The 17,710-nt window shown below is 52.8% G+C and carries 14 protein-coding genes; 3 read left to right on the top strand and 11 right to left on the bottom strand.

From position 1 onward, the window contains the following. Positions 1–72: 72 nt before the first annotated feature. A complete protein-coding gene (locus EV294_RS04330; RefSeq protein WP_132304138.1) occupies positions 73–885 on the top strand; it encodes a helix-turn-helix domain-containing protein in 813 nt (270 codons plus the stop codon). 510 nt (positions 886–1,395) lie between these two features. On the opposite strand, the gene EV294_RS30215 is transcribed toward EV294_RS04330, so the two are convergent. From EV294_RS30215 to EV294_RS04280, 11 genes are all read right to left on the bottom strand, one after another. Further along, positions 1,396–1,533 carry a hypothetical protein gene (locus EV294_RS30215; protein WP_165930574.1) on the bottom strand — a complete coding sequence of 46 codons (138 nt, stop codon included), beginning with the start codon at positions 1,531–1,533 and terminating at the stop codon, positions 1,396–1,398. Between the two features lie 29 nt (positions 1,534–1,562). Continuing rightward, the gene (locus EV294_RS04325; RefSeq protein ID WP_132305282.1) at positions 1,563–3,206 is read right to left on the bottom strand and encodes an MGH1-like glycoside hydrolase domain-containing protein; all 1,644 of its coding nucleotides are present in this window, start codon (positions 3,204–3,206) and stop codon (positions 1,563–1,565) included. Between the two features lie 139 nt (positions 3,207–3,345). Then, positions 3,346–4,716, bottom strand: coding sequence for an ABC transporter substrate-binding protein (locus EV294_RS04320; protein ID WP_132304136.1), 1,371 nt, complete (start codon positions 4,714–4,716; stop codon positions 3,346–3,348). A 125-nt stretch (positions 4,717–4,841) separates the two neighbouring features. Continuing rightward, a complete protein-coding gene (locus EV294_RS04315; RefSeq protein WP_481856032.1) occupies positions 4,842–5,681 on the bottom strand; it encodes a carbohydrate ABC transporter permease in 840 nt (279 codons plus the stop codon). 6 nt (positions 5,682–5,687) lie between these two features. Further along, positions 5,688–6,593, bottom strand: a complete 906-nt coding sequence (locus EV294_RS04310; protein ID WP_132304134.1) for a carbohydrate ABC transporter permease — start codon at positions 6,591–6,593, stop codon at positions 5,688–5,690. A gap of 102 nt (positions 6,594–6,695) precedes the next feature. Then, the gene (locus EV294_RS04305; RefSeq protein WP_132304132.1) at positions 6,696–8,279 is read right to left on the bottom strand and encodes a response regulator; all 1,584 of its coding nucleotides are present in this window, start codon (positions 8,277–8,279) and stop codon (positions 6,696–6,698) included. Then, positions 8,254–10,071 (bottom strand): sensor histidine kinase, encoded by a 1,818-nt coding sequence (locus EV294_RS04300; RefSeq protein ID WP_132304130.1) that lies wholly within the window; start codon positions 10,069–10,071, stop codon positions 8,254–8,256. Before EV294_RS04300 ends, EV294_RS04305 begins: the two co-directional genes overlap by 26 nt. 620 nt (positions 10,072–10,691) lie before the next feature. Then, positions 10,692–12,452, bottom strand: a complete 1,761-nt coding sequence (locus tag EV294_RS04295) for a hypothetical protein (protein ID WP_132304128.1) — start codon at positions 12,450–12,452, stop codon at positions 10,692–10,694. Between the two features lie 12 nt (positions 12,453–12,464). Then, on the bottom strand, positions 12,465–12,989 hold the full coding sequence (locus tag EV294_RS04290; RefSeq protein WP_165930573.1) for a PulJ/GspJ family protein: 525 nt from the start codon (positions 12,987–12,989) through the stop codon (positions 12,465–12,467). Next, positions 12,973–13,503: a type IV pilus modification PilV family protein gene (locus tag EV294_RS04285; RefSeq protein ID WP_132304124.1), complete on the bottom strand. Its 531-nt coding sequence runs from the start codon at positions 13,501–13,503 to the stop codon at positions 12,973–12,975. Before EV294_RS04285 ends, EV294_RS04290 begins: the two co-directional genes overlap by 17 nt. Before the next feature lie 200 nt (positions 13,504–13,703). Further along, positions 13,704–14,330, bottom strand: coding sequence for an O-methyltransferase (locus EV294_RS04280; protein ID WP_132304122.1), 627 nt, complete (start codon positions 14,328–14,330; stop codon positions 13,704–13,706). Between the two features lie 125 nt (positions 14,331–14,455). Between EV294_RS04280 and EV294_RS04275 the strand changes: the two genes are divergently transcribed. Next, a complete protein-coding gene (locus EV294_RS04275; protein ID WP_132304120.1) occupies positions 14,456–15,592 on the top strand; it encodes a THUMP domain-containing class I SAM-dependent RNA methyltransferase in 1,137 nt (378 codons plus the stop codon). A gap of 21 nt (positions 15,593–15,613) precedes the next feature. Then, the gene (locus EV294_RS04270; protein ID WP_132304118.1) at positions 15,614–17,686 is read left to right on the top strand and encodes an LTA synthase family protein; all 2,073 of its coding nucleotides are present in this window, start codon (positions 15,614–15,616) and stop codon (positions 17,684–17,686) included. Positions 17,687–17,710 lie beyond the last annotated feature (24 nt).

The following is a 17,710-nucleotide window of genomic DNA, read 5'->3' as shown; positions in this document are numbered from 1 at the left end:
CCCGGACCAGGTCATGTAGAATCCAACGGCTTCGTGTACAATTCTCTCTCTAAAAGAAAAGAGGCTGCTGACATGTTATCGCTTATTTCCGTTCATTACGACAACCGTATCCCAAACTGGCGCAACGGCATGGCCAGGCTGACCTGCAATATTCTGGCGCTCATTACCGAGGGCAAGATCCGCTATACGGTCAACCAGAAATCCTATATCGCGGTCAAAGGCGATCTGCTTTTCATCCCTGCGGGATCGTGGCGGGCTAGCGAGAATTACGAAGGGGAGCACGCCAAGCTAACATTGCTGTTCAACTATGGCGAGGAAGAAGCCGGCGAGATTGAGCTTCTGGCAAGGTCCGAATTCCGTATGGGCAAGCTGCGCAGCTTCGAATATATCCGGCACCGCTTCGAGCGGCTGTACCGGGAATGGACCGTAGAAGGGAAGAATCGCCGGATGGTCTCCACCGGAATTGTGCAGGAGATCATCGGCATTGCCACACGTGAGATGGAAAGCTCAGACATCGCGCCCAATAAGCTCAAGCTTGCCGGGAAGCTCCAGCAGTTTATGGTGGAGCATTACCGGGATGCCATCCCGATCGACCAGCTGGCCGGACTTATCCAACGGTCCCCGAATTACACGATCTCGCTCTTTCGCGAGGTCATGGGATTGTCCCCGATCCAGTACATGCACCAGCTTCGGATGAAGGAAGCTTGCCGGCTGCTCGGCGGTTCAGATCTAACGGTATCCGAAATTGCCACGTTCCTCGGTTATTACGACCACTCCTACTTCTACCGCATGTTCAAAAAGCATACGTCCTTGTCCCCGTCCGCTTACCGGTTGAACGGATCAGCCGAGGCTGCCCTTACCAAACCTCACGCAAGGTACTTTTAATCCGGGTCTTCTCGTTGCCTCTGTACGTGGTAAGGCATTTTGCGCTGCTGGGCATCATAAACCGTTCATTTCCGAGGATCACGGGGCTGTATAGAAGTTCTTGTCTTGAGAAAACGACAAGAACTTCTATACAATAAAAAAGCCGCAGTTTATGCGGCTTTCGTAGTATATATGTTCTTGCCATCCGACATTCGTGCATTATCAAGATATCAGTTGCTGTCTTGGACACGCTAAGCGTAAAATTCATAGTAAGAGCTCCAGGGTTTATATCCCCACGTTGAACAATGCCAACTAAAATCCGTGGTAGTTTTCCAATTAACTTAAAGATGGACTGCTGCCGCAGTCTACATCTTTTTTTTAGTCTACGACTATTCCGGCGGAAGGTGGCGAACATATAAACGCGGCCACCATACGCATGGACTTCATGCGCCCAGAATTTCTGCTAGGTGAAAAAGTCATCCTGCGGCCGATAGACGGGGTATGGGCCCTCCCATGCAGTCAAATCCCGGCTTACATACGCATCGAAGCCGGTTCCTTTGCCCCTATATTCGCATCGGTGCTGCCGGACAAGTAAAACAACTGTTCCCCGTTGCGTTCAAGCGGCAGTACGTACGGATCTCGGATCTGAATATCGATTTTACTACGCATAATATCAATTTCTTCACGAATATTTGTCATCAATAGGTCGGAAAAATCAACCCGATGTCACGCTTCTTCCGCATCACCCCATCATCGAAGGCAAGCAGTTCGTTTCCCTTGACAGTAAACGGCAACTCCATGCCCCTGTAGAAAAGCGTTCCTTCGACTGTCCGCGCGCTTAACCCAAGCACTCCTTTCAGCAAGCCCTTGCGATCTGCAATAATCCTTACGCCCGCAGGGAATCTTGCCATGCTTTTCCCGTCTTTCAGAATTTCGCTTTCTTCCGGCAGGTTGACCAGCTCAAAGGTTATTCCGTCAACGGTGCGCGAGTATGCGGTATGATGGGCGATCTCCTCGCCGTGGTCGAAGTCGTACGGCACCAGACCGCTGAACCACAGCTCCCCCTCCGGCGTTGGCATAATGCCGCACAGACGCTCCACGTAATCAAGCACGCACAGAATGGCAGGCGAATACGATTCCGTAAAACCCTCTTCCCCCGTCCAAGGACTGAGGCATTGCCCGAAGCGCTTCATATTCGCAATCGCGGCCAGAATCGGGTACATCACCCACGTAAGCTCCACATGTCGGCCATGATGTTCGAAGGCGTGCGGAGCGCGGATCAGGCTCAAGAAATTGGTCGGGCCTCCCCAGCTGTTATAGCTCGAGAAGGGGTCAAACCGCGGGTCGTCCATCGCCATCGAGGTGAACGGATATTTGGCAAAAAACTTGCGCGTATTCAGCAAATACCGCTCCAGCATCGCGTCAAAGAACGCCTTGTCGCCTACCTCGCAGGCCATGACGCGCAACAACACGTCAGATTGGACGCGGACGAAACGGCCTTGACGGTCTCTGTCGTAGAAGAAGTAGTCCTCCTCGTCGAAGCATTGCGCATACAGACTTTGAAGGCTTCGCTCCGCCTTCTCCCTCCATTCCGCTCCGCTGCCGCCGAGCACTTCGGCTATTTTGCCTAAATAGGCACGCTGACAGTAGACATTCGCGGTCAAATCCGGCGCGATGAAGGGAAGAATCGGCGAGTCCGGGTATACTTTTGCCGGGAAACCGAGATGCGGCGTGTCCGGCACATGCCAGAAACGCGGAGACAGATCATGACCGGTATCGAATGTGCAAAATGCCTCGACGGCTCCCGTCCCTCGCGTATCCCGATGCTCGGCAAGCCACTGGTCATGACGGCTCATGGCCGCGTACATCGCAGGCAAGAAATCCCCGTCTTGGCCATGAAGCGCGGCATGGTTCCATACGCAGCGGGCCAGCGGCGTAACCATCTGGATTTGGCGGAATACCGGTCCGTCAGCGGTAATTTTGTACGGCATCAGCCCGTCCTCGCGCTGGTGCGTTGCAAATGCGCGATAAGTCGATTCCGACACCGATGGTATGAAGCGGGACAGCAGCTCCGCGTTAATGGTGCCCGTGCTCTCCATCCAACAGCCGAGATAAATGCCGCCTTCATGCAGAATTGGCATAGGACCGCCTGTTGGCACGATGCAGTCCAGCAGTTTGCTTAGCGCGTTATAGTAGACCGTCTCCAGCCGGCCCGTGGACGCGAACCGGACTCCGGAGCTCTCCCACTCCGCCAGCACCGCCGCGTCGGATTCTTTCTTAAATTCGCCGATTCTGCTAGCCGCATCCAAACTGCGGAGTCTGTCTAGCAAATGTTCTTTCATCATATAAAGGTTAACCTCCTTCACCCTTCCATGGGAGGGAATCAAAGCGCACGCCTTCAAAATCAAAAGGCAGGCCCTCAGCCTGCCTTTCTAGCCAACGCTAAGCGACGGTTGGTTCGCCAGTCAGCGCAGTAACCCCTTACTTGTTGCTGTCGAATATCTTAACCGTTCCGCTGTAGAAGTCGGTTACGGCTTGCTCGACTTTTTTCCGGCCAAAGCCGATTTCCTGCACGGTGGTCTCGGCTAGCTTCGAGAACTCGGAGAAGCCCGGCAGGTTGTAGCTGACGGCGAACGGCTCGGTCTCCGCTTGTTTGGAGACGCGGCTCGTGTAATCGTAAATGAGGCTGTCGATTTCGTTTGCTTCGCCTTCGAGCAGCGTGCGGTTGGCGGCCGTGACCGGCACGCCGCGGTCATTGCCCAGGATTTTCGCCGCATCCGGATCATTGATCCAGAAACTCATGAGACGCGCGGCTTCGGCGGGATGCTCGGTTTTGGCATAGCCGGACATCCCCTGGCTCGATTCAAACACGACGCCGGTTCCTTTCGGGCCGCGCGGCACCTGCACAAGCGTCAGCTTATCCTGCGTCAGTCCTTGCATGGCGGTTAGCTGGTTGGACGCGGCAAGCGTCATGGCCACCTTGCCCGTAAGCAAGAGCGATTTGCCCGTATCGGTTGGCGGATTCGACACTTGGAGCTCCGGCGTTACGACGCCGCCTGCCTCGGAGGTCTTCTGCCAGTAATCAAACCATGGCCGGATATCCGCTTCCGCGAAGCCAAGCTGATTGTTCGCCATATCGTAGAGCTGCTTGCCATTTTGCTTCAGATAAATATCGAAGCCATCCACGGTGAAGTTATAGGTGCCGTAAAAGCCTTTGCCGAGTTTATCGGAGATCTGCTTGCTGATCGCCGCATAGTCGTCCCACGTCCAGCCGTCCTGCGGAACCGGAATGCCCGCTTTCTCGAACATCGTTGTATTAATCAGAATGCCCCTCGCATTGGCGCCGGCCGAGATATGCTGCAGCTTGCCGTCCAGCGTGCCGTATTCAATCATTGCTTTGTCCATATCCTTCAGGTTGAGCTCCTTGTCGATATATGGGCTGAGGTCAAGCAGGACGCCTTTTTTCGCATAGTCGACCACATTCCCGCCAAGGAAGAAAACATCCGGTGCCGTTCCGGAAGCCAGCTGCGTGTTAAGCTTATCGAAATAACCGGAGCTTGGCGCAAATTCGCCAATAACTTTAATATCGGGGTTTTTCTCCATGAAGATTTTCAGCGCCTCGTTCGTCCGGTCGGCACGGGCTTGATCGCCCCACCACATGACGCGAAGCTCGACCTGATCGTCTGATGCCTCCCCTCCCTCGGCCGGCTGCTTTGTGTTCGTCACCCCTTGATTGGAGGAACCGTTATTCGACGACTCTCCCCCTGCTGAAGGTCCGCCGCTTGTTCCCGAACAAGCGGCCATTACGGTCATTAGCGCCGTAAGCGTCAATGCTAACATCGATTTTTTCATATCGCTGCTCTCCCATTATAAGAACGTTTTAGTGTTAACCGCTTGCAATTCTATCGTAGCTGAAGTCCCGTTACGCGAGAATGAGAGTCCTTCGGCTCTTCGTTATCGATTTTTTCAGGTGGGTCTTACTTTAAGCCGGTCGTCGCAATCCCCTCGAGGAAATACCGCTGGAACAGGAGGAAAATGGCCGTGATCGGCAGGAGCGACAAGGCCGACATCGCCAGCAGTGCCCCCCAATCGGATTGCCCGGACGGATCGAACAAGGAACGGATGCCGAGCTGTACCGTGAACAGGCGGATATCGCTCAAGTAAATCATTTGACTGAAGAAATCGTCCCACGACCAGATGAACGTAAAGATCGCCGTCGTAATGAGCGCGGGTACGAGGAGCGGCAGAATGATGCGCCAATAAATTTGCCGCTGGCTGCAGCCGTCGATCCGTGCGCTCTCGTCGAGCTCGCGCGGGATGCCGCGGATGAACTGTACCATGAGCAGGATGAAGAACGAGTCATGGGCCAGCCATTTAGGCAGGATCAGCGGGAAATACGTATTGATCCACTGGAACTCGTTGTAGATCATATACTGCGGTACGAGCGTCACGTGATAAGGCAGCATGATCGTGACGAGCATCAAGGCGAACCATACTTTTTTCATCCGGAACTCAAGTCGTCCGAAGGCAAATGCCGCCAGCGAACAGGTGAGCACATTGCCCAGCACGCTCATAACCGAGATGAGCGCCGAGTTCATGAAGAACTTGCTGAAGGATACGCCATTGAGTCCGCGCCAGCCGTTGACGTAATTGTCGAGCGTGAATGCTGCCGGCCAGAGGCTTGTGTTCGTGAAAATCATCGTATTCGGTTTGAACGAGCTCGCGACCAGCCACAGCACCGGATAGAGCATGCCTATGCCGATTAGGATGATGATGAGATGTCTGGCGAGACGAGACAGGTTATGCCGCATCGTCATGCTTGTCTACCTCCCTTCCTTGCCGTCGCCGTAGAACACCCAATACTTCGAGGTGACGAACACGATGGCCGTGAAGATGGCAATGATGAGAAGCATAATCCAGGCAAGCGCGGAGGCGTAACCCATATCGAAATACGAGAAGCCTTTCAAATACAGATACAGTGTGTAGAACATCGTCGCATCGAGCGGTCCTCCACGCCCGTCTCCAATCATGAAGGCCGGCGTAAACGCCTGGAAGGAGTTGATAATGCTCATGATCAGGTTGAAGAAAATGACCGGCGACAGCAACGGCAGCGTAATCCGGAAAAATTGCCGCAGCTTACCGGCTCCGTCCACCTGGGAAGCCTCGTACAAATCGGCAGGTATTTGCTTGAGTCCAGCCAGGAAGATAACCATCGCCGATCCGAATTGCCAGACGGACAGCGTCACAATCGTATAGACGACATAGTCGGGATGGGAAATCCAGGACGGACCCTCAATGCCGATGCGGGCGAGCAGTTGATTGACTACCCCTGTCCCTTCGAACAGCTGTCGCCACACGATCGCAATCGCGACGCTGCCTCCCAGCAGTGAGGGCAAATAATAAACGGTCCGGTAGATGCCCAGCGCGCGAATGCCTTTGTTCAGCGCCATGGCGACAAGCAAGGCGAAGATCAGCCGCAGCGGCACCGACAGGAAGACATAAGTGAACGTAACGGTAAGCGATCTGGTAAACGTGCTGTCCTCGGTAAAGATGGCGGCATAGTTGCTGAGACCGATCCAGTCAGGCGGACTAAGCAGATTGAATTTGGTCATCGACAGGTACAAGGAACCTAGCATCGGACCAAGCGTCAGGCAAAAAAAGCCGAACAGCCAAGGCAGCAAGAAGGTATATGCGGTCAGGTTGTCCGAAGCTCCCGGCGGCTTGCGCATGGCATCGCGCCTCCTTTTCTCATAAGCGGTTGTGGTATGGGTTAAGCATACCGCCCCATGCGCATGACCGGAATTCGATTTCTTCGGCATCTCGTTTTCAATTTATTCAGGTCGCTTCTGCCGATACTCCGAAGGGCTCAGCCCATATACCCGTTTGAACTTGGAGCTGAAGTAGCTGGCATTCGAGAATCCGGTCAGCTCCGCAATGTCCCACAGACTCAGTTCCGTCTCCTCCAGCAGTCTGGTGGCCTGCTTCATTCGAACGTCGGTTACGTATTGAATGAACGTCTTGCCTGCCTTCGCCTTGAACAGCTCGGAGAAGTACGAAGGGTGATAGTTGAAACGTTCGGCGATCATCGATAAATGCAAGTCGATCATATAGTTTTCGTCGATAAATTGCCTTACGGCTTCAATGAGCGAGGACTCCCCCCGCTCCTCGGACGTATGGCGATCCGCTATGCGAATAGCGATCGGCATGAGGAAGCCGCTTGCTTTGGCCACCGAGTCAAGGCCCAGTACCTTCTCGGGACGAAGCCACAGCTGCTCGCCGCTTTCCAATGCGGTACGGGCAGCATGGGCAAGCGCTTCAAGCATGAGATACAGCTGAAAGATCACTTTTGTGAACCGTGACCGGGAGATCTGGAACGCTTCTTCCAGCTCGCGTCTTAACGTACGCTCGAAGGACGCGATTGCGCCTCGCTGGACGAAGCTGCGCAGCACTTTCACCGTATCCTCGGACAGCGCAGCTTGTCCTTCCGCCGCGCCTCGCGCCGAATCCTGCATTCCCCGGTCGGCCAGATTCCACGTCAGCAGCGAGGACATGTAGCCTTCGCTCCATTGTTTGAGGCTCCTTACGGAATGACCGATGCCAATGAACGGCTCCATGCCGATGTAAGCCGTTATATTCCTCTTTAGCGATTCGGTTAATAACGCGAGTTCTTTGTCATCCAGGATAGAGACGATATGGACCAATCCCGGGTAGCTTGAATCGCGGAACATGTTGGCGGATTCGCCGTATGCGCTCAAGCTTTCGCGGCAGACCAGCTCAAACGGCAGATGCATCTGATCCGGTGACCGGTCTTGGGCTGGCTGATTGTCGTTGTAAGCAAGCGGCCGAAGTCCGACCGTCAGGAATCGGACTGGGCAAGCGTCCCATTCACCTAGCTGGAACAGCTTGGCTCGCTCGAGCCGTTCGCGTTCATGGGCGAAATTCTCTTTGACGAGCTGGACGATGTATTGCTCCTTCATCTCTTTGTAATATTGCGACAATCGCCATTGCATAGCCGAAGCCTCGTTCTTCTCGGTCCGATCGTCGTCAAGCTCCTTGCGCAGCCGCGTCAGTGCCTCGCTTAATTCATCCCGGGCTACCGGCTTAAGCATAAAATCCCGGGCTTGATGGCGTACGGCAGCTTTCGCGTATTGAATATCCTCATAGCCTGTAATGACGAGCAGCCGAAGCTCCGGATAACGTTTCTCGCAAGCCTCGAGAAGGGAAACGCCGTTCATGAGCGGCATATTCATATCCGTAATCACGATATCGAACGGCTTTTCCGCCAGCATCGCCATCGCTTCGGCGCCGTTTCCCGCTTCCCCCGCAATCGTAAGGCCCAGCTTCTCCCAATGGACTTTAAGCTTTAAGCCCTGCCGGATTTCCGGTTCGTCATCCACGATCAATACTCGGTACATGCGCATGCTCCTCCCGGATCGGTAATAGGAGTTCAATGACCGTGCCTTCGCCCGGCACCGACTCGATGTGCAAATCAAAAAGCTCTCCGTAGTACAGCCTGCAGCGAGCAAGCACGTTTCCTAGTCCAATCTCCCGGCTGCGGCTGGTCAGCATCTGATCCAGCTGCACGCTGGCTGACTGGTCCTTCAATTTGACAAGCAGCTCCTCAGGCATACCCGGACCGTTGTCCGAGACGGATAACCGGAGCTGGCCGTTACGTCGACTGATCCGGATACGGACGATGGCGTTAGGCGATTGCCGAAAACTATATTTAACCGCATTCTCGATCAGAGGCTGGAGGATGAACTTGATGATCATTACTTTCTCCAATCCTTCATCGGCTTCCATCGTGACATGCAGCTTATCGCCGAAACGGACTTCAAGAATCGACAAGTAGTCCCGCACATAGTTCAGCTCTTCCTTAAGCCTGATCACGTCGTCGCTGATCCGCAGCGAGAAGCGAAGCATCTTGCCCAGGGACTCTATCACGTCGACCGTATCGTCCGTCCGCTTCTGCATGGCAAGAGAGCTCATTAGTTCCAGCGTATTGAACAGAAAATGAGGATTGATCTGCATTAGCAGCGCCTTATACTCCGCCTGCTGGCGAAGCAGCTTGAGCTCGAACTCGGTCTGGATATGGCTGCGAAGCTGGCCGACCATTTTGCGAAACGTCATCGTCACGAAACTCACTTCGCTTCTGACGCTGCGCACGGTTGGAATCCGTTCCTCCGCGCCTGCGAAATCGCCCCGCTGCACATGACGCATCGCCAAGACCAAGCGCGTGAGCGGCCTCGTAATGCCGTGCGATAACCATATCGCAATGAAAACGGATACAAGAAACAGTAAAATAGCGAATGTGACAATGCTGTCGCGCAGCGTATACAATTTCCCATACAAATCCTCTTCGCTTACGAAGCCAACCAGCATCCAGTCGGTGCGCCCCAGCTTTTTGTACACCACAATATCGTCGCCTTTCGCATGGCCGGAGGTATACTCTACGCCTTGCTTCTGCCGCCCGCCGCTCAGCTTCTCGATAAGTGCCGTCTTATCGGCATGCTGCCCGTATTCCGTCTGGGACAGCATTGGACCAAGCAGTTCATTCAGCAGGAAGATGGTTCCGCTCTCCCCGAGATGGATGCGGTTAAGCGGATCGAGCAAATACGCCGAGCTGATGTTGACCTTCATCACGGTCTTGGCCAATGCAGGCTCGAATTGGCCGATCGGCATCAGCAGGCTGATGACCGGCTTATTGTAGTATTGCTGCGAGTAGGGGTCCAGGTGCGCAGGTACCCATCGGACGCTTCGCTCTTTGAAATCCCGGTACCACGCCTCTTCTTTGAATGAGGGATCGAACGCGACTTCGTTGTTCATCCCAATTCGAAGACCGTCCTCCCGATAGATGAATACGGAGGAGACGATCGAATAATTGTTCGTCGTCTGGGTCAGGAAACGGCTGAACGTGATGTTCGCCAGACTTTTCTCCCCGGGCGACAGGTTGGGGTCCGTACTCGCAAGCTCCCAGCGATGGGTCAAATCGCTGTTGAAGACGAGTGACGAGAAATCGTACATTTGCGACTGCGCCATATCGATAAACGAGCCGTACTCGTCCATTTTTTCCAATGCAGACGATTCAACATAAGAGCGAATGATGGCGCGCGATTCTTTGAAGAGCAGAAGCGTCATGACTCCGAAGGACAGCACGAACAGCAGCACGAATGCGATAATCAGGCGGCTTTTGAGCGAATACAGCATACGAGACACTCCCTTATCGGTACAGCGAATACGAGACTATTGGCTGCAACTGCTAATGATGAAGATTATTGTCGTGGCAGATCTGCCTGTGTCCCTTATTGTAAGCGCGTTTTTGCATGAAAAGCTATACCGATCGCTTTGCGTCCAGTGAAAATAGAGTTTGAGACTGATCGATTTGATTTAACGGGGCTTAGGGGGTCATAAATAGTTAGCTTTCAACAATTAAGTATTAGACTGGCGCAAAAAATCAAACAGCGGCGGACCAAGACTGAGTAATAAAGTCTTAGACCGCCGCTGGTGTCATTCAGCTAACGTTTCCGTTGAATCACTAGAAAACTTTGAAGGAATGAAACGTTAGCCAGACACTATGCTGCGCTTCTGCAATAGGTTCACAAATACGCCTGAAGGTAGGGGCACTATCAACTAAAGGGCGAATCTTATTACCGTGACACAGATTTTTCTCGACAAGGCCACTATAATATACTACGTAATTCTGCCCGCTACTTTAACAAAAATGGCAACTGATCATCCTGATCAGCTGCCATTACGTTATTCTCAACTAACATTTCCCTTAGAATGACACCCGCAGTCTACAACTTTATAATTTACAGTCTAATACTTTATTTTTTCAAGACAGGAGAGAATAGCAGCTGCTTTTTTCCCACGATAACGCTTAGCTTCTTGACGCGGGGCAAGCCTTCATATTGATTCTCGAAGAAATCATAATCGTAGTTGATAATAAATCGCGATTCGTTAAAGGGAATGGTGTTTTGCAGCCTGGCATCAAAGATAATATCCGAACCTCCGTCAGTGGCTTTGCCAAGCACGGCATTGATCGTCAAATCTCCCTTCGAGAAGAAACCTCCCCGCAGCCAAAAAATGGAACCCACCCCATACAGCTCCGCGTCTTCATCCGTATAAAAGAAAGCATCCAGAATATTAGGATTAGATTCGGGGTTATACGTGCCGTAATCATTGTTGAAGGAGTCAACCTTGTTAACCAAAACCGGCCCTTTCGAGATCATGATCAGCTGCTTGCGTTCCCCTTTTTCGGTTTGAACACCCTTGATTTGGGCGTCTTCGATGGTCGTGCTCCCGAGCGTAAAGATGGTTGAATCCACTTGAACGCTATCGCTGATAAAGACATTGCCCGTCACCAGAATATTGGCTTTGACCACCAGCGGATCACTGGAATAGTTCGAAATCGTCAGATCCCCGTTTACGATCAGCCATTTATGATTGTCCTGCTTGGCGGAATCCGTGAAAATCAAGCTCTTGTAATCCAAGCCATCCAGCTTTAAGTCCCCATTAAAGAGAACCGTGTTCGTAAAGGAATTGAATTGAACAAAATAAGCATCGTATTCCTTCAGAGCTTCATTATAAGCATCCATCGCTGCCGTATCGTCCAAATCCGTAGGCAAGGTTGGCTTTGCCGGAGGACCGGAGGTCGCCGTTACGCCGCTGCCTTTCTTCAGAACAGCCGCCAGATTATTAAACCTGCCCTCTTCTCCGCTATGCGCCAAAGCATAATCGACGGCCGCCTTTATGCTGTTGCGGTCCACGTTGGTTGCTTCCTCAGCCTTATCGATAAAGGATTCCGCAACGTTAATCGAAATAAATTTCTTCTGGTCGCGAAGCTGAATTTTGCTGTTATCCACTCCAAGAATCTGTTGCAAAGTCAGGTCCGTTCGGGAATAAGGCTGATAGTTGCCCGTGATTTTGTCCAGCACTTTAATCGAGTCCATATTCTGGATAAAGATATTGCCGTTAAAAAACGGATATTTCGTATCCTTTGTTTTATTGGGGTCATTGTTATATATGTATTTCGCGGTGTTATCGATAAGAAAGTCGCGACCGGCATAGATATTGCCCATTCCGTAAGCAGCGCCGTTTATAATGACATTATTCTCCGAGCCAAAGGCGTAATTCAGGAAATCCGGGTAAGCCCCTATCGTAACCTGCTGGGTCAGCCGCCTTGTTACGCCGTTAACCACCGCTTCCGCTGTCAGGTTCAGCTTGTAGCTGGTTTGCTCGCCAACGCTCACCTGCTCCGTTGTTACATCCGTAATTCTTCCGCTGGCTCCCGGCAGGTCGGTGCTGGTCGTGAGCCGCTGCAGTTCATCGATACCCGCCTGCATCAGCTGCGAGAGCTCCTCCGGCGCGATATCTTCCCTGCCATTATATTTGGTGACGAGAAACGAAGCTGCTTCATTTAATGTCTTTTCCGCCAGATGAAGGCTTTGCACGTCATTTTCCCTTGTCTCTGCCCGCGTTGCTCCGCCTAGCGTCGAACTGACAACCGCCGTACCCAGAATGGTCAGCAGCAAAATCATAAACAGAACCAATACCAGAGCGTAACCGCGCTCTTTCTCGCTTCCCATGCACCCTTCCCCCTAAAACCCGAATTTGCTTTCCAGAGTCAGCTGCTGATTCCGCCCGTTATGATTCTGCTCAAGCACCAGCCGGATCTCAATGAGACCGCTGCTGCATTCCGTTACATTCGTTTTGCATCTAAGCTCTATGGATGAAGCTTCAGAGGTTGGATTTGTCTCACTCGGCATATCCACAACCGATCGGGTATCCACCGTTCTGTCGCCGATATGAAGCTGATTATTCCGAATAATAATCTGCCGTTCTTCTCTCGTGCCTGCATCCCGCACCAGCGTAATGCCGTTCGCATTCTTCGAAATCAATTCCGGCCCGTACGAATACAGCTCCGTAATAATGGAGGACATCAACAGATCCGCATCATCCCGCAGAGCATTCTCCGTTTCGACCCGGTTATAGGTATTCATGCCAAACGTCACGACGGAAAAAATAATGCCTGCGGCGATCGACAGCAGCGTCATGGCTGCTATCAGCTCCACCAGCGTCAGCCCCTGCTCCTCGTTCCGCCACTTTTTAACGAACTCTCTCACTGGCGATATATCCCTCCACTTCCGCCGCGTTACGCGCGCTGGCAGAGCCGTTCGCCTTCTCTACCCGGACTAGCACGGGCAGCAGCTCCTCTGCCATGTTTTTCTTATCCGAATCGTGAAGCATCCCGTCATGCATTTCTCTCTGGTAGATAACGGAGATGGTATACTGCACGCCGTTAATATTGGGATTTAGAATTTGCTGCAAGACAGCCGAATCTTCGGCCAACCGGCCAACAGCGGCATCGCATCCGGTTAGCGGACAGCCGATAGCCGTATTTGAGGTGTTCGAGAAATAGGTCTGGATAGGCTCATAGCGCTGCTTCTCCATATAGAACAACGCGTTGCGGGCCAGATTGACCATAACCGTCTTGCTCTGGTTGCCTTTCGCATAGGTAAGCGCATTCGTGAAGAAGGAGGTCAGCATCAGGCTGACAACCGATAAAATAACAAGGGCAGCCAGCACCTCCACCAAGGTTAATCCGGATTCCTTGTTGCCATTCCGAATCCATTTCATGTCATTAGCACCTACGATCTACCTTCATTTTTCCGAAAAAACTATTTCCATTTTACTATAATCTAGCTTTTTTTACCATGAATAGTGGTTCTATTTTCATAGATTTTCCGCAAACGAAATAAGCCAGAAGAACTAGAATCGATTAAATAAAAAAGAGCAACGATGCCGGGAGGCATCATTGCTCTTCACTGTCGCCTGCTTTATTTTACGATCGCAATCGCAAGACCGTCATATCCCGGGAGAACGGTGCTCATCAGCCGTTCGTCGCTTGCAATCCGCTGATTGAAGCTTCGGACGGCTTTGACGGACGGACCTTCCTTGGCCGGGTCCGTTGTGCGTCCCCGCAGCAGGATGTTATCGCCGATAATAACCGCACCCGGATTGGAGAGCGCAATCGCATGCTCCAGATATACCGGGTACCCTTCCTTGTCCGCGTCAATAAAGAAGAAATCGAAGGTTCTGCCCTCTTCCTTCAGCTTCGCAAGGCTTTCGCGGGCATCCCCGATTATGTATTCAACGGCGTCGCCAAGCCCCGCTTCCGCCATATGCGCCTTCGCCACTTCCGCATATTCCGCCTTCAGCTCTAATGAAGTAAGCAATCCTCCCTCGGCAAGCCCCCGCGCAATGCAGATCCCGCTGTAGCCGCCAAGCGCGCCGATCTCCAGCGCCGTCTTCGCCCCATTCATCTTGGCGAGCATCGTCAGAAGCCTGCCGTATCCGTCAGCTATCGATATATCGGGCATGCCGCGCTCGGCGATCCCTTTTTTCGTGCGGACTAGGTCTTGGTCTTCGCCATATAGCCCGTCCACATATTGTTCGTCTGTCAATTTACTCTCAACCTCTCTATTTTTACAATTTGTAAAAGCTACCCTCTTTGTCCTATACTTGATTGTATGATTTTGACCGTGTGGATACAACTGATGTTTTCACAGGTAAGGGGAGAATTGTAATCATGACAACGATTAATCTTATCGCTACCGCGCCGATGGGACTGGAAGCGGTCGTTGCGCGCGAGCTGAAAACTCTCGGCTACACAGACCTTCAGGTGGAGAACGGCCGCGTCCGTTTCACCGGGCAGCCGATCGATATTTGCCGCACGAATCTGTGGCTTCGCTCCGCGGGACGCATTCTCGTCAATATGGGCGAGTTCAAGGCGACAACCTTTGAAGAGCTTTTCGAAGGAACGAAAGCGCTGGATTGGCCGGAATGGATTCCCGAAGACGGAGAGTTCCCCGTTAACGGACGTTCGCAGAAGTCGCAGTTGACCAGCGTTCCTGCCTGCCAAAGCATCGTCAAGAAAGCCGTAGTCGAGAAAATGAAGGACCGCTACGGCACCGAATGGTTCCACGAGGACGGCGGCCGTTATGTCATTGAAGTGACGCTCATGAACGATATGGCCATGCTGACGCTTGATACAACGGGAGCTGGCCTCCATCAGCGCGGCTACCGGAAAGTATCGACCGAAGCGCCCATCCGCGAGACGATGGCCGCAGCTCTTGTTGACCTCAGCCGCTGGAATCCGGAGCGTCCGCTGTATGATCCGTTCTGCGGCTCCGGCACGATTCTCGTGGAAGCGGCCATGATTGCCTGGAATATCGCTCCCGGTCTTCGCCGTTCGTTTAACGCGGAAGGCTGGCCTCTCGTCCCTCACGAGCTGTGGGATGAAGCGCGGGAAGAAGCGTTTGATGCCGTGAAGGATGATATCCCTTTGCAAATCGCGGGGTCCGACATTGACCCTTATGCCATAGAAATTGCGGAAGCCGCGGTTAAAAAGGCAGGTTTTGGCAAAGAAATTAAGTTAAAGGTTATGCCGGTGGCCAAGATCAAGCCGGAAGGCGATTATGGCGTCATTATTACGAACCCGCCTTACGGCGAGCGGTTGGGCGATGACAAGGATGCGGAAATGGCACTCATGCAATTTGGCCGGTCCGCGCTTTATTTGCCGACATGGTCGTTTTTTGCGATCAGCCCTTCCGCAAGCGTCGAGCATTATTTCGGCAGGCCGGCGGATAAGAAGCGCAAGCTCTTTAACGGCCGTATTCAATGCAACTACTACCAGTTCTTCGGCCCGCTGCCTCCCCGGAAATAAGAGAAAGGAATTTTTGCGTTTATGTTAAGTTACAACGAGCAACCTAACGCCTTGCGACGCTTGATGCGCTTCACGCTGGAATGGCTGAACCGCCTCAAGGGCGTAGACGTTATCTTCTTTTTTATCGCCATGCTGTTAAAGCAGCTGTGGTTCAACAAGCTGATCCATGTTCCGAATATGGATATGAACGGCTATGATACTGCTGTTGCGATTGGCACGCTGGCTCTTGTCACCTTCTGGACATTCTGGCTGCCGACACGCGGACGGATTATCGCCCTGATTGCGCTGAACCTGCTGTTATCGTTTATCATGTACGCCGACGTAATTTACTACCGGTACTTCCAGGACTTTATCTCTGTACCCGTGCTTCTGCAGGCGAATCAGGTCGATTCGCTTGGCGAGAGCATCGGGACGTTAATGCACGCGAAGGACTTTCTGCTTGGGGTAGATTGGCTGCTGATCATTCCGTTTGGGGTGTATGTCATCTGGAAAGGCCGTTCGGATCTTCGCAGGGATTCCCATGGCTATGGATACGGCTATTCCTCTCCGCGGAGAACGCCGCTTTGGCGTAAAGCGGTCATTCGGACAGCCATTAGCGCCGCGATCTTCGCAATCGGGATGTCGATGTCGATCGGCAACGTAAACGAAGCGAAAAAAACATGGGCGCTTGGCCTCTTCGACGGCAACTGGTGGAATGTCTCTCTGTACAATGTCACGGGCATCGTAGGTTTCCATGGCTATGATGTGTACCGCTATGCGAAGCTGCATTGGATCGAGTCCGAGCAGGCTTCCGCCGAAGAAACGGCGGAGGCGATGGCGTGGACGGAAGCCCGCGGCGATAAGCGCCAATCGCTTGAATCGGATCCTACGTTTGGCGAATACAAAGGCAGCAATGTCATTGTGGTACAGATGGAAGCTTTCCAGAACTTTATGATCGGCAAATCGATCGGAGGTCAGGAAATTACGCCGAATCTGAATAAGCTGGTGAAGGAGAGCGCGTATTTCAGCCAGTTTTACCACCAGACGGCCCAAGGCAGGACTTCGGACGCCGATTTCCTGAGCAACTGCTCGCTGCAGCCGATGATGAGCGGCTCCGTCTTTATCCAGTACCCGAATCATCAGTACAACTGTATGACAAGTACTCTTAAGGACAACGGTTATGCAACCGCCGCTTTCCATGCTTACGAGGGCGGCTTCTGGAACCGCAATACGATGTACGCCAATATGGGCTACGATACGTTCTATAGCAAAAAGAATTTCGAGATGGACGAGCCCGTAGGCTGGTCGCTAGGCGACAATTCGTTCTTCCGGCAGTCCGCGGATTTGATGGCGAAGGAGCAGCAGCCGTTCTATTCGTTCCTCATTACGCTATCAAGCCATTATCCGTTTACGATGCCGGTATCCGAGCGGAAGCTGAATGTCGGCGAGCTGGACGGCACGATTATGGGCGATTATTTGCAGGCCGTTCATTACGTGGATGCCTCCATCGGTACCTTTATCGACCGCCTGAAGGCGGAAGGGCTTTGGAATAACACCATCGTTGCTTTCTATGGAGACCATGATAATTCGATCCGGGATTGGAGCCTATTCGAGACCTTCCTTGGACAGCCTCTGAACGACCTGCAGCGGGAAATGATTCTGAAGCAGGTGCCGTTTATCGTCCATCTGCCGGATGGCAAATACGCCGGCACGCATACGAACGTTGGCGGACAGCTTGATGTCACGCCAACGATCCTGCATTTGCTTGGCATCTCGACGGCTGACATGACGCTGCTTGGTCAGCCGCTTATTACCAGCCAGCAGCAAAGCAAGCTGGTCGTGCAAAGAAACGGTGCTTTCACCGACGGCACCGTCTATTATATGCCTTCCGGCGATGCCGTCGCAGGCAACGGCAAGTGCTGGAACATCGCCGCGAATAAGCTTGGCGATGTGCAGAAATGCCTCGGTGCGGTGGAGGACGCGCGCACCGAGCTGTCCATGTCCGATCAAATCGTGCAGCATGATTTGATTGCATCCTTCCGCGCAGCCGCCGTCGAGGCAAGCGCGGATGGCGGCGCGGCAACCGCCGTGAATACAAACGGCGCAGGCAAGTAGCGCCGGCGCAAACGCAGCAAAGAC

This window comes from Paenibacillus sp. BK033 (assembly GCF_004345425.1).
In the GTDB taxonomy this organism is placed as follows: domain Bacteria; phylum Bacillota; class Bacilli; order Paenibacillales; family Paenibacillaceae; genus Pristimantibacillus.
This window is presented reverse-complemented; position numbering and strand designations above follow the sequence as displayed.

Bases quoted from the DNA above. Each gene is read 5' to 3' on its own strand.
- EV294_RS04330 (WP_132304138.1), top strand. From the start codon at position 73: ATGTTATCGCTTATTTCCGTTCATTACGACAACCGTATCCCAAACTGG.
- EV294_RS30215 (WP_165930574.1), bottom strand. From the start codon at position 1,533: ATGCGTAGTAAAATCGATATTCAGATCCGAGATCCGTACGTACTGCCG.
- EV294_RS04325 (WP_132305282.1), bottom strand. From the start codon at position 3,206: ATGAAAGAACATTTGCTAGACAGACTCCGCAGTTTGGATGCGGCTAGC.
- EV294_RS04320 (WP_132304136.1), bottom strand. From the start codon at position 4,716: ATGAAAAAATCGATGTTAGCATTGACGCTTACGGCGCTAATGACCGTA.
- EV294_RS04315 (WP_481856032.1), bottom strand. From the start codon at position 5,681: ATGACGATGCGGCATAACCTGTCTCGTCTCGCCAGACATCTCATCATC.
- EV294_RS04310 (WP_132304134.1), bottom strand. From the start codon at position 6,593: ATGCGCAAGCCGCCGGGAGCTTCGGACAACCTGACCGCATATACCTTC.
- EV294_RS04305 (WP_132304132.1), bottom strand. From the start codon at position 8,279: ATGTACCGAGTATTGATCGTGGATGACGAACCGGAAATCCGGCAGGGC.
- EV294_RS04300 (WP_132304130.1), bottom strand. From the start codon at position 10,071: ATGCTGTATTCGCTCAAAAGCCGCCTGATTATCGCATTCGTGCTGCTG.
- EV294_RS04295 (WP_132304128.1), bottom strand. From the start codon at position 12,452: ATGGGAAGCGAGAAAGAGCGCGGTTACGCTCTGGTATTGGTTCTGTTT.
- EV294_RS04285 (WP_132304124.1), bottom strand. From the start codon at position 13,503: ATGAAATGGATTCGGAATGGCAACAAGGAATCCGGATTAACCTTGGTG.
- EV294_RS04275 (WP_132304120.1), top strand. From the start codon at position 14,456: ATGACAACGATTAATCTTATCGCTACCGCGCCGATGGGACTGGAAGCG.
- EV294_RS04270 (WP_132304118.1), top strand. From the start codon at position 15,614: ATGTTAAGTTACAACGAGCAACCTAACGCCTTGCGACGCTTGATGCGC.